The organism is Cellulosimicrobium sp. NPDC030954 (genome assembly GCF_055571305.1).
Genome location: NZ_JBVIFN010000002.1, coordinates 344170 through 357117, shown reverse-complemented (window position 1 = coordinate 357117; position 12948 = coordinate 344170). Strand labels below are relative to the sequence as shown.

The following is a 12948-nucleotide window of genomic DNA, read 5'->3' as shown; positions in this document are numbered from 1 at the left end:
GTCCACCGGGTCACCACTGGCTCTTCCGCTCCCAGTCGGGGTCGAACGCCCCCGCCTCGGCCACCGCCACGTAGTCGCGGTACGCCTCCGCGACGAGGACGGGCGGCAGGTCCGCGATCCGTGCGGTCCCCCGCCCGGAGCCGCGGGCCGTCCGCTCGAACGTCAGCGCCGTCACCGCAGCCGCGATGTTCTCCTCCGGGACGAACGACCCCGTGAACTCGATCTGCACCACGACCCCCGCGCTCGCGAACGACTTGGTGTACGCGCTGAACCACCCGGCGTCCTCGGCCTGCGAGCGCGTGTAGCCGCGCTTGGTCGCGCGCCCGCGGATGGAGAAGCTGTCGGAGAACCAGCCCCTGTGGTCGTCGATCGCCGTCGCGCCGGCGGGGACGTCGGGCGTCGCGACGTCGAGCTGCGCGAAGAGCGGCGTGACCTCGTAGTCCGCCAGGTGCGCCGACCACGCGGCCGTGACGTCCGGGCCGAGCAGCACAGCGTGCGCGAGCCCGACCGTCGACCCCTCGCCGAGCACGACGTCCTCGTCGTCCGCGTCGAGGAGCGCGCCGCCGTCGGGACGGAACGGGCGCGCCCCGTCCGTGCCGGGGTTCTCGACCCACACGAGCCGCTCGACGAGCCGGGACATCACCGGGTGGCCGAGGAGGTACTCCTGCCACTCCTGCGCCGTCCACGTGCGGCCCACGCACATCGCCTCGTAGAGCCGCTGGGTCTGGAGCGCGACGACCGCCTTGAGCTCCTTGCGGCTCGCGGTGAGCTGCTTCTTCGCGGCCGAGACGAGCTCCGGGTCGTCCTGCGCCCGCGCGGCCGGGAGCGCCTTGACGACCTTCCCGGCGTCGCTCGTGAGCTCGAGGGTGAACGCGGGCGTGATGCGCCCGAGGTACTCGCGCGACCCGAGGTCGAGGTGGAGCAGGCCGTCGTCCTCGAAGCCCGCCGTCTGGACCGTCCGGTCCGCGAGCTGGTCCGCCGTCCAGCCGCGCCGGTCCGCGAGCTCGGCGGCGAGCCGCTGCGCCGTCTCCTGCACGGTCGCTTGCCGGAAGCGGCGCGAGACCGCGAGCAGCTCCTGGATCGCGGCCGGCTGACCGTTCGCGGCGAGCGCCTGGACCAGCGCCTCGGTCTGCGCCCGGCGCCCGATGTGCGCCTTGGCGTAGCGCTGGAACGTCGCGGCGAGCTCGCCGCCCGGCATCGCGACCGTGAGCGCGAGCATCCCCTTGTCCTTGACCGCCGAGCCGAGGTACGTCGCCTGGTGCTCCCGGTACAGGTCGCGATGGTGGTCCTCGACCGACTTGGACGCCTCGACCGAGTAGTACTCGGGCGAACGCTTGGCCCACGCCTGGTACTGGTCGTACCGCTGTTGCGCGCCCGCCGTCGCGTGCGCGTCGCTCTCCTGCGCCGACGGGTTGCGCGTGTCCTGCGCGACCCACGCGGCCAGCACGTGGCTGCCGAGGCGTGCGCGGTCCCCCTCCTGCAGGAGGGACAGGTATCGCTCGAGCAGCCCCGCGCCGCTCGGGTCCTTGAGCTTGACCGCGAGCACGACCCACCAGCGCAGGATCGTCGGGTCCACCGGCGTGCCGTCCGCCGCCCAGCGCGCGTCCGGCAGGGTGCCCAGGTCGAACCAGGACATGCTCACCGGCGTCTTGCCGCGCAGTCCCTTGGTCGCCTCCGCGAGCAGCACCTCCGGCGCGAGGTCGACCGAGATGTCCTCCCCCAGGCCCTCGAGCGACGTGAGGATCGCCGCCCGGACGACCTCGCTGCGCTCCTTCGCGAGCGCGGCCCGCAGGGCGGGCACCGCGGCGGCGTCGCCGAGCCGGGCCAGCCACTCCGCGGCGGTGCGGCGCACCTCGGACCGGCCGTTCCCGAGCCCCTGCTCAGCCAGGCCCCGCACGCCGGGGTGCGTGCTCAGCGCCTCCTGCGCCGTCGCCCGGTACGTGCGGCCCTCGCCGAGCGCGAGCTCGGTGAGGCGCGGCAGGAACGTGCGCGGGACGTGCGGGAGCTGCGCGAGCACGGCGAGCGCCCGGGCAGGCTTCGTCGTGCCGTAGGTGCGCTCGCGGTCGTCGAGCGCCGCGGCGAGCCGGTCGAACCGGCCTGCGTAGTACGGCCACGCGTTCTCGGGGGTCACCGTGTCCATGGCCCACCACGTGGAGAAGTACAGCTCGTCGATCAGCGCCTCGGCGTCGTCGCGACCGATGCGCCGCAGCGCCTCGTCGAGGACGCGCAGGTCGACGTCGAGCAGGTCGCCGTCGTTCAGGCGGTACCAGCCGAACCGGGCGCTCTGCCCGCGCGCCTCGTTGGCCTGCAGGCGCAGCCGGTGCAGGAGGGTGATGCCGGGCAGGCGCGAGAAAACGCCCGGGGCGGACAGCCGGCGCATCGCGACACCGCCCGGGCGACGCGTGCTCGTCCCGGACAGGAACGCCGCGAAGACCCGGAGGTCCTCGTCGGAGATGCCGGGCAGCTCCTTGAGGTCCTGCTCGACGGCCTGGCGACGCCACCGCGGCCACCCGTCGTCGTCGCCCTTGCCCTTGCCGGGGCGCGCCGCCTGCTCGGCGCGGGCGCGCTCGAGGGCGGTGTCGATGGCGGCCCGCGCGGCCTGCACGAACTCGTCGCCGAGCACCGTCTCCGGCAGTGGCTCGAACGGCGGAACGTCGATCTCGGACTCGTCGTCCCGCGCGGCGTCGAGCACGCGGGCGCGCTCGACAGTGTCGCGCAGGAGCGTCGCGCGCGCCCCGGTCGACTGCTCGGCGGCCTGCTCGAGGTCGGCCAGCCCGCCGTCGACCTGCGCGAGGCGCGTCACGACCGTCCCGAGCCGGGACGGCGCGAGTGCCGTGAGGAGCGGGGAGAGGATCTCCTGCTGACGTTCGCCGGGGAGCTGCGCGACGGCGGCCACCGCCGCCTCGCGGACGCCCTTGCTCGTGTCCGCCGCGAGCCGAGCCAGGAGCGGGGCGAGCGCGTCCGTCGCCGCCGGGTCGGACGCCACGAGCTCGACCAGCTCCGTCCGGCCCGCGGCGCTCACGCCCGGCACCGCCTGCGTCGCCACGTCGACGTGCGCGACCACGAAGTCGCGCGCCGGGGAGCCGAGCAGCGCCGGGCCGAGGTGCCGCGAGGCCCAGCCCGACGACGTCGGGCGCTCGAAGAGCTCACGCAGCACGACCGCCGTCGCCTCGGCCTCCGGCACGCCGCCCTCGACCGCGAGCGCCACCAGCAGGTCCGGCGTCCAGCGGTCGGGCGCCTGCTTGCCGTTCTTGCCCTTGCGGCGGTCGTTCGCGCGCCGCGACATGTCGTTGACCAGCACCGTGAGCCAGCGCGGGTCGGTGGGGCGCTCGCGGTCGACCTCCGACGACACGGCGCTGAGCACCCGGCCGAGGCGAACGAGCTCGGGGATCGTCACGGAGTCGGTCAGCGTGTAGAGGTTGGACCGGGCCGTGACGGCCTTCGCCGACGTCCAGCCCGGCACCGCGGCCTTGAGCCGCTCGTCCTGCGCGGGCGTCGTCCACGAATAGATCCCCGACTGGCCTGGCCGCCCCAGCAGCACCTCGACGTCACCGCCTCGCAGCGCCTCGAGCTCCAGCAGCACCTCGGGGCCCTCGCCCCGGTGCACGTACGCGACCGCGCGGTCCGCGAGACCCGGCGACTCGACGGCGAGCACCTTCAGCGCGTCGACGAGCCGAGCGCTCGGACGGCCACCTCCCGCCTGCTCCTCGTCCCGCCGGAACAGACCCTTGACCTTCTCGAGCACCTCTACCTCACCGTCACGTCGTCGCTGCTGGTGCGGCAGATGCTAGGGGCGGGCGCCGACACGCCGCCCGGGGCGCTCAGGGACAGGTCACCCGGCGGAAGGCGTCCGGGTCGTCCAGGGAGAACCGGTAGCACACCTCCTGCCCCACGTTCCCGGTGTCGACGCCGAAGAAGTCGAGCTCCGGTCGCGTGTACCGCACCACCACCACGTCGTCGTCGACCCTGACGACCTCACCGTCCTCGACGTCCTCGACCCCGCCGAGGTGCAGCTCGTTCCGGTCCAGGTCCGCGAGCTTCCACGCCCAGCGCGGACCGCTCTGCCAGATGCCGCGGGCGAGACCTGCCGCCGCCGCCACCGCGACGACCACCACCACGATCACGACGCCGTACCGCTTCATGTGGGCCACCGCGTCAGACTGCCATCGCAAGGCGCCGGACGACCAGTGCCCGGCGCCAGCAGGTAGTGCAACGTTGGGTGTTCGCCGGCGGTGCACGAGGGCGAAGAAGCCCTAGCACGGGCCACTCTTGCCCCCGGACGGGTGGGCCCGGCAGGACTCGACCCCCCGCGATCCACGATCACCTGGTGAAAGTGGTCTGACCTGCGTGTGCGCACCGGAATCGTGGGCCGCTGCCGTTTCGCGGGCCGGAGCCTCTGCGGCGGATCATGCGTGTTCCAGATTGGGACGGACCGACGACCCGGCGTCAGCCGAACTGCTACTGCTGCCCCGCCTTTCCAACACAGCGCGCAGACGCGGCGCGCTGGTATCGTGCACCCGGTCGGCCGTGCGGCCATCGCTAGCCGCTTCGCACGCTTGTTCGAATGGGCGGTCAGCTGGTAGCCTCGCTCGAGCTACGAACCAGCTGCGACGACCAACGCAGACTCGCACGTCCGCACCCAGGAGTCCCGTGTCCGACCAGTTCACGTTCATCGACCTCTTCGCTGGCATCGGCGGCTTTCACGCAGCGCTGGCCGGGCTGGGAGGGCGATGCGTCTACGTCGCCGAGAAGGACTCCTTCGCTCAGGCCGTCTACAGCAAGGCCTGGCTCAGGGACGAGGACGTACACGTCACCGACGACATCAACGATGACGTCCCGGTCGATACGGCGCACACCGTCGAGGAGCTCCTGCGCCGCGCCAGGGCTGGCGAGATCGTGGTCAAGAACATCCCAGAGAAGTTCGACGTCCTCGCCGCGGGATTTCCCTGCCAGGCCTTCAGCAAGTCAGGGAAGCAACTCGGCGTCTTGGACACGATGCGGGGCACGTTGTTCTACAACATCCTAGTCATCGTCGCGGCACGCCGACCCAAGGTCGTCTTCCTCGAGAACGTAAAAAATCTGATCGGCCCCGAGCACCGCGAGACGACGTTCAAGACGATCGTCGACTCCCTGAGAGCGTTGAAGTACGTGGTGAACGATGAACCCACCGTCTTCTCGCCACACCTGATAGCACCGGGGGAGGGTGGTGGCCCCCAGGGCCGGGAGCGGGTCTACATCCTGGCCGTCAGCGAGGAGGTTCTTGGTGGCCGCGATGGTGGGTCACGAGATCTGACCCCCTTCGACGGACCCACGAAGTCCACAGGTTGGTCACCCGATCGTTGGGAGATCGGCGGGACCGAACTGCGAGACGGTGCCCCTGCCGCGATCACGACCGACTGGCTGCATGACGTCGCCGCGAGCGGTGATAGTGCACGCGCGGCGCGTGCGGCGCAGGCTGAGGAGTACCTTGGAAACCTCGCCGAGTACGAGCTCGATGAGGATGACGCGTGGTATGACGTCTATGAACGGCTTCTCCGTACCGTGGTCGCTCAGCGCGAGAAGAACCAGCGTGGCTCATGGCTTCCGGGTCACCCGATCTGGTTCCAGGTCGAGGACCGGCTCTGGCTCGCGCTCCAGCGCGCTGACGCAACCTCTCACCGCGGTCGCGGGCGAAAGTCCCGTGACTGGAAAGATGAGTTTCTCGACAAGTCGCGAGCATTCATCGAGGCGTACTCTCCCCAGCTCACAGGCACAGCGAGCGGTGACCTGCTCTCGGAGATCTTGAGCCTGAAGAACCTGGCGTGGCGCAAGCTTGAGTGGCAGGCGTCAGACGCAGAGTCTCTGGCGCAATGTTTGATCCAGCTCCGACCCTCAGGAGTCCGAGTGAAGAAGGCGACCTACACGCCGGCACTCGTCGCGATCAACCAGGTACCGATTCTCGGCAGCGAGAAGCGTCGTCTCACTCCGTACGAGGCGGGCAGGCTCCAGCTCTTCCCGGACAACGTCTATGAGGCGATGGTCGAGTTGAAGCAGCCCCAGAAGCAGTCCTACAAGCAGTTCGGCAACGCGGTGCACGTCGGCACGGTCCAGTTCGCGCTCACGCAGTTCATGCTGCACCACTTCGGTGCGGACGACAACGGCTGTGACGCTGCTGACGTCGGCAGCCTGGAAGGGCTGCTCCGATCCTGCCGGGCGCTCGCTGCCCTGTGGACCCACGCCTCGGCGGAGAACACGGCTTCGGAGACAGCCGAGACCGTCGAGGAGGTTCCGCAACACGCAACCCCCGAGCAGACGGCGCGAACGGCCCGCCGACAGAGTCGCCCGCTTACGCGCGCGAGCTAATGCAGCCGCAGCACGTCCCAGCGCACCCGGGAGCGTCGTCGACTCAGGTCAGCCTCCGCATGTCGATCGCACGGCGGAAGGACACAGAGCCAGAGCTCGCACTGCGCAGAGAACTCCATGCGCGCGGTCTGCGCTACCGGGTGACGTACCCAGTCCCCGGGCAGCGCCGACGGACGATCGACATCGCGTTCACGCGTGCCAAAGTGGCGGTCTTCGTCGACGGATGCTTCTGGCACGGCTGCCCGGAGCACGGCACGATGCCGCGTTCGAACTCCGCGTGGTGGCAAGGCAAGCTCGCTGCGAACCGAGCGAGGGATGATGACACCGACGCAACCTTGCGCAGCCTGGGCTGGGCGGTGCTGCGGATCTGGGAGCACGAACCCGCCGTCGAGGCTGCAGCGCGAATCAAGGCGATGGTCGACGCGGCCGGAACCTCTCTCAGGACGTGAGCTTCCGGGCGATCTGCTCGAGGCCGGAGACTGGGTTGAGGACTCCATCGACCTGCTCGGGCAGCCTGATCTGGAACGTCACCGAGGCGGGGTCAATGTGCGTGATGCCTTGAAGGTCGTCGCTGCGCAAGACGCGGATCCGCTCGTCTGTCATGTCGTAGAGCCGCTCGAAAGTTGCGAACCACGGTCGTGTGAAGCGTGGATTCTCACGGTCCCGCACGTGGTCGTAGCCGGTGCCGGCGTCGCCGCCGTATTGGAGCAACCGTGCAAGGAAGCGGCTGGCCGCGCCAGCAGAGAGTCGTGCGCGGATCAAGTCCACCAACGATGGGATCGTACGGCCGACGGAACTACCGCCTTCGAGCCATCGGATCCCGACGCTCAAGACATACAGCTTGGTCTCGGGCTCACCGCTCACGGGATGCCCGACTTCGATCTGGTGGAACCCCTGGACCATGTGCGTCGACGACGATCCCGTCCCGGTCTTCACCTCGACGCCCACAGTCCCCAGCTGGAGATCGCGTGCCGAGGGTCCGTAGCCGAACCAGGAATCGGCCACATGGTCGGGGGTCGGCGAGTGCCGTGTCAGCGCCTCTAGTGCGAGCAGTTCGCCGACGAGCCCGGTGAGGACCTGATTTCTCCCCGCCGTTTCTCGCAGGAGCAACATGATCACAGGTTCGGTCGCGGTGAAGGCCCTTTGCGGTTCCGCCTCGAGACCGTTGGCGAGCAGCTCAGCACAAACGAAGGCAGCCACGCCGGGCAGGTTTGCATCACCTGGTAGCACGAGGCGGCTTGCCTCAAGATCCGTACCATCAGAGGTCGTCCAGATCTGATGAGTCAGGCACCCACTGACCTCCGTCCTGCCTGCGTGCAGCTCCGGCCCTACGACGAAGAGCTCGATTGAGCCACTCTGGTCGCGGGACAGACCTAGAGACTTGCGTCCATTCGCCCAGATGACTGTGCGTCCGCTCTTCTCCGTCGACGAAGGTTGCTGCTCGATCGCCGCACGAAGCCACTCGAAGGACTGGTTGGTTCCCGTCATGCGCCTGCCTCACCGAGTGTGGCCTTGATGTGGTCGGGACCGCCAAGCGGCAGGGAGACGCCGACGACGATGCTTTGGCTACCGTCTTCCCGGCCGATGACGTGGAACAGAAGCAGTCCGTCGGACCCCGGCGCACGCGCGCCATCGAGGGTGAGGTCCGCGTGGAGGGAGTCAGGCAGGACGGTGCTCTCGAACAGTTCGTCGCCACGCACCTGATCGCCGACATAGTTGCGTGATCCCCAGGAAGCCTTGAGGCCTGAGGTCCCATCGACGACCGAACGCTGCATCGGACGGACCGTCCACGGGAGACTCGCAAGCGGACCGGCGGTAACGGGATCGCCGGAGCCGAAACGAAGGCCGACCCACAACCGCGGCCGGCGCCGTTCAAGCGTCTCCTTCTCGACAAGGTCCCACGGTACGGGCCGGTCGTCCGTCGTCATGAGACCCGGCACGAGGCGAGGGATCGCAGCGTGCCACAGCCGTAGGTAGGCGGCGATCTCGTACGGTGAGGTGCTCCCGAGGTCGACCGAAGCCTCCACGCGAGGGGCCCGGTACAGCGGGGAGGCCAGGTCGTCCGCGGGAAGCTTGGCGTGGTGCGCGACCGAGGACCACCTAGACGCCTCGCGGCTGACCGGACCGGGACCGTGGTCCGTGTAAGCAAGTCGATCTAGGAGGTCCGCAGCGTCGAGCAGGGCGACAGGCTCGTCGAGCAGAAGACCTTGGCTCGCCGTACTGTCGGGGACTGGCGTGACGGCGTGGGAGAAGAGCTGACTCACGAAGCGCAGGTTCTCGTCGTCGAGCCCCGGTGGGTTCATGTGCCGGACGAATGGCTTCGGCCCCGGGAAGAGCGGTTGCGCCTGGACGTTCGTGATCTTCCCTGTCGCGCGGAAAGACCTGCCCTGCAGAATCGTCAGGTCGGGAACCGTCTCGGACTCCATCGCGTGCAAGACGTCGCGGCGCAGTGCCTCGTCGTTCTCGTGGTATCTCGTGAACAGATCGATCTGATCCTGCGGCATCAGCACGCGGCACAGGTCGACGTACCCACCCCGGTAACCGAACCAACGCTGCATCTGCATCTGTGTGTCGGCTAGCGGCGTTGACGCGCTCCGGGTAAACAGGGTCGTGGTGAGACCCTCGAGTGTGAGGCCGCGAGACATCACGTTCCCCGAGACGAAGATCGTCGAGCAGTTTGCCGGTGCCCCCCACGACCCGTCGACACGCTCATGAGGGGAGAACTCGGGGCGATCATCTGCGTTTTCGTCGCTGTTGATAACAGCGACGCCGGTACCGGGCACAACCTCGTCGAGGATCGTCCGACGGACCAGGTCCCAGTCGTCGACAACCGTGGGCACAGCTTCCAAGGCAAGCACCGTCGCAGTCTTCGCTGCCCCCTCACGATAGGTCTCAAGCCAGGCTGTCCAGCGCTCGACATGCTCTTCCATGTCCGTTGCAATGCCGACGGTCCCGAGCGGCCGACCGCGAGATCCCGTCTCTGCGTACGAGTGATGGTCGGTGTCGGTTCCGTGCGACCAGTCGAGAATCTTCTTGGCGAGGTCGAAATGAGAATCCTTCGTCGCGGCCGGGTTAACCAACATCGACATCGGAGGCAGGACGTGATCACGTACCTCAGCGCGGCTCGCGAACGTCCGGCTCTCAGCCTGAACCGGGCCGAGGCGTGACGGGTTCCGAAGGGCCCTTAGCGCCGATGCAACCAGATAGGCGCGGACGCCGTCGGCGACGAGGTCGTCGGGGTCCACCTCGTCGGTCGGGACGCAGATCGGCACGTCAGCGAGGGTGTGGTAGTAAACCTCGCCTCCCGTGTACCACCCCCTGATGCCGTCGGGGATGCGGTATGAGGAGGAACGGACCGCGGGGTCGCCCACGGCACCTGGAGTGCGCAGGCTGGCGACGAACTCGGTGGGTGCGAGCGGGTTCCTGGCATCCTGCAGGAAGTTGGCCTGAGGAGTGGCCGTGTACGCGAGGTAGGTTGCGTATACGTGCGGGAAGGCCGTCTGACCAGGTCGGTTCCGGGCTTCCCAGAGGTCCAGGATGCGGCGAGGGACCTGCTTGTACCGGACGTCGAGCGTGTCGCTGGCATCGGCTGAGACATCCACCACCGACGAGTCGTCCGCCTCGTCGTCAATCACGAGAAGGTGGAACGGACGGTCCCGTTTCGCGGAGGCTGGGTAGACGGCGTCGTGCAGGGCCCGCCCGAGCCGCTCGAGGTGCGCGGTGTTCTTCATCGCGACGACCAGGAGCGGGCGGTTCTTCTTGATGGCTTGTTCGGCCGCGCCGTGCGAGATCGAGTACACGAGGTCCAGGTCGGATCCCTCGAGTTCCGACGCTCGGCCTCGCGGGAGTCGTAGGCGCCGCTTGTGCGAGTCCGGCAAGGTATCGAGCTGCTCCAGGACTCTCTCCAGAGTCTGCACCCAGAGCGTCGTGCGGGTACCGCCAAGGATGACGAGCCCATCAACGCCGCGGTCCAATGCTAGTGCCGCGACAGCCATCATTGAGGCGGTTTTACCGGACTGGACGGCACCCATCACCAGGCCACGCCGCTCACGGGACGACATCCAACCCTTGGAGCCTGGCTCGCCGTCCCCGAAGATCCCGCGCTCGACGATAAACCGGGCGTCGTCCTCGATGACGTCTCGACTCGTCTCCCCGATCCCTGATGCCGCCAGGCGTTCCGCATAGGCGGACCACCAGGTGGCGGCTAGGTGGGCCTTGGCCACGACATGGTCGACGCCGTGCCGAGGCGGGACTGGCTCGTTCATCGGACGACGTAGCCGCTCGGAGTCTCAGCGTTCGCAACGAGAGCCCTCAGGCCGGAGTAGCCGAACTGTGCCTTCAACGCGTCGTGAGCCTCCTCAGAGTCGACCTCGAGGAGGCGCAGGATCTCGCCGACGACGAACCCAATCCACCGCCACTGCTCCTTTGACTGGCTCTGGCTTGGCTTCTGCCATCGTTCGGACGCATTCCGGATCGACGGCGCGGCGTCCTCAAAGGCGTCGACCAGATCGTCTCCGAGCACGGCACCTGCCGCGGACAGGCCGATCAGGCTCGCGACGAGACGCAGTTCCTGCCACTTTCCCGCGCCCTTCGCAGTCCCGCTGCGGAACGTCTTCGACCAGACGTCGTCCGGTGTCGCGTGGGCGTCCAGCGCATGATCCATCAGCAGCATCGCCTGCCGGATCTTTTCCGTGTCGCGCAGCGGGTCGTGCCTGTCGCCGGCGACCCGCTGCAACAGGGCGTCGATGTGCGCGGCGGTCGATCGCGTCACGCTGTCGCCGTCCTTGTCTTCGAGGAGCAACGCCGCCGCAACCCAGGAGAGGACCTTCGTGCGCTTATAGCCGACCGAGCCGAACGCGTACTCGGTAAGATTCGCACCAGTCGATGTCAAGTCGTCCCAGTCGTCGAGGAGGAAGTCCGCAACCTCGTCGACGGCTGACGAGTCGCCTGCGGTGACGAGCAGCGCGCGCATGAGATCAAGCCGGTGGTACAGCGCGTTTCGGATCTCTTCGGCGTTCAGGCGCTTGCCCTGCTTGTTGTACAGAGCAAACACCTCGTGCACCTGAGCCGTCGTGACCTGCTTGTAGACGATCACGGGGATCTTGTAGGACGCGTCGGCCTTCTCGAAGATGTAACTGACCTTGCGCGGCTTGCCCTGGACGGAGATCTGGGTGTCGCGCACTTCGTAGTAGTACTTACCCTGCAGCGGTTCCAGGTCACCGGTGAGCGGCTTCCTGCTGTCGACCGTTGTGCTGGAACGAAGCGGGAACGGGAATTGGTTCGCCCTTGCGACTTCGGCGGTCAACTGCTCCGTCTCGTGCTGCTTCCAGAGGCTACGGAATTTTTTGTAGTCCGTGCGGAAGATCTCCGCAAGATTCGATACACCCCAGATGACGCTCTTCTCTTCGACAACTCTCAAGGCCCGCGGATGGGCACCGATGAACCGCAGGATCGAGGTAAGTCGCTGCTTGCCGTCGACCACCTCGTACTCCGTCCCCCTCTCGGAGTCTCGCTCGAGGATGATGACCGAGGGGAGGGGGATCCCTCGGACGATCGATTCGATGAGTTTCTGTGCGTAACCCGTCGGCCAGACATCCGCGCGTTGATACGAAGGACTGAGGTTCAGCTCATCGTCGGACGCGTATCCCACGAAGCTGGCAATCGGCCAAGTGCTTGCCTCCGCGTCAATCGGACCGCCCTGCTCTGCCAAGTCGTCGTCTTCTTCGTCCTCCCACGAGTCGACCCAGGCGAGCGAGGCGCTCGTCAACGTCGCGGTGCCCTCGACCGCCTCCTCCATCCTCGCCCGGAACTCGTCGCGCAGGGCCAACGTCCGCCCGAGCCGCTGCTCGAGAGCGCGCAGGAGGTCAAGCCCTGATGCGTATCCTTCGAGACCTAATCCGGCCGAGAGGCTGCGGTCGAAGGCTTCAGAGTCCGAGTCATCGATCGAGGCGCTCAGGTTCAGCCAGTACCGCACGTCAAGAAGCCGCTGTCGCCACGAACCGTCGTCGAAGCGGACGTCCTTGGCCGAGAAGGGCAGCGGCGGTTCACCAAAGTCCTCCGGCACGGGACCGGGCTCGCTCAGGCGGGCAAGGTAGTCGGCAACATTCTGCTCGACCTCATCGACCGGAGTGGTCTCGGACATCGGCACATCCTCTTCTTGCGTACTCGGGCGGGAAGGAAAACGAGGGTCGAGCAGTCGCTCGACGAGGTCGCTCGCCTCGGACGGGGTGGCCCTTGCGAGCCGCGCGCGGGCCGCAGCATCCACGAGGAGGTTCATGCCTTTGAGGGTGATCGTGTCGCCGGCGGACTGGCACTCGTCGTCCCAGACCACATCAAGCGCGTCCGCGATCGCCCTGGCACAACGGTGCTTCGAACGGAGGTCCTGAAGCTCCAGGCCCAGCAAGGCACCAAGGGTCACCAGCGACGCCTTCTTCTCCTTGCTTCCTCGGCCGAGCGGCTCGGGCGGGGTGCCCGCGAGCACGTAGATCCGGGCAACCGCAGCAGCCTTCGAGGTCGCACTCGTGTAGTCCAACGGGTCCCCTTGACATTCGGCTGATCTGCAGGTGTCACAGTACACAGATCAGCCCAAACGGGCGGCGGATCGCG

At 68.0% G+C, this 12948-nt stretch carries 7 protein-coding genes; 2 read left to right on the top strand and 5 right to left on the bottom strand.

Annotated features, from left to right (window positions below; all coding sequences use genetic code 11):
• Positions 1–10: 10 nt before the first annotated feature.
• Together ACZ402_RS06580 and ACZ402_RS06575 are read right to left on the bottom strand one after the other, a co-directional pair.
• Positions 11–3745 carry a DUF4132 domain-containing protein gene (locus ACZ402_RS06580; protein WP_375824753.1) on the bottom strand — a complete coding sequence of 1245 codons (3735 nt, stop codon included), beginning with the start codon at positions 3743–3745 and terminating at the stop codon, positions 11–13.
• Positions 3746–3821: 76 nt separating this feature from the next.
• Complete coding sequence (locus ACZ402_RS06575) at positions 3822–4151, bottom strand: hypothetical protein (RefSeq protein ID WP_375824754.1); 330 nt, start codon at positions 4149–4151, stop codon at positions 3822–3824.
• A gap of 499 nt (positions 4152–4650) precedes the next feature.
• Between ACZ402_RS06575 and dcm the strand changes: the two genes are divergently transcribed.
• Together dcm and ACZ402_RS06565 are read left to right on the top strand one after the other, a co-directional pair.
• Positions 4651–6342, top strand: a complete 1692-nt coding sequence (gene dcm, locus ACZ402_RS06570) for a DNA (cytosine-5-)-methyltransferase (protein WP_375824755.1) — start codon at positions 4651–4653, stop codon at positions 6340–6342.
• Complete coding sequence (locus ACZ402_RS06565; RefSeq protein ID WP_375824756.1) at positions 6342–6791, top strand: very short patch repair endonuclease; 450 nt, start codon at positions 6342–6344, stop codon at positions 6789–6791. The genes dcm and ACZ402_RS06565 overlap by 1 nt, the downstream gene beginning before the upstream one ends.
• Here the strand turns inward: ACZ402_RS06565 and ACZ402_RS06560 are convergent.
• Genes ACZ402_RS06560 through ACZ402_RS06550 form a run of 3 tightly spaced genes read right to left on the bottom strand, consistent with a single transcriptional unit; the run spans position 6781 to position 12874 of the window.
• On the bottom strand, positions 6781–7830 hold the full coding sequence (locus tag ACZ402_RS06560; protein WP_375824757.1) for a PD-(D/E)XK motif protein: 1050 nt from the start codon (positions 7828–7830) through the stop codon (positions 6781–6783). The genes ACZ402_RS06565 and ACZ402_RS06560 overlap by 11 nt on opposite strands.
• Entirely contained in the window at positions 7827–10607 is a 2781-nt protein-coding gene (locus tag ACZ402_RS06555; protein WP_375824758.1) for a Z1 domain-containing protein, read from the bottom strand. The genes ACZ402_RS06560 and ACZ402_RS06555 overlap by 4 nt, the downstream gene beginning before the upstream one ends.
• Positions 10604–12874, bottom strand: a complete 2271-nt coding sequence (locus tag ACZ402_RS06550; protein ID WP_375824759.1) for a DUF262 domain-containing protein — start codon at positions 12872–12874, stop codon at positions 10604–10606. Before ACZ402_RS06550 ends, ACZ402_RS06555 begins: the two co-directional genes overlap by 4 nt.
• Positions 12875–12948 lie beyond the last annotated feature (74 nt).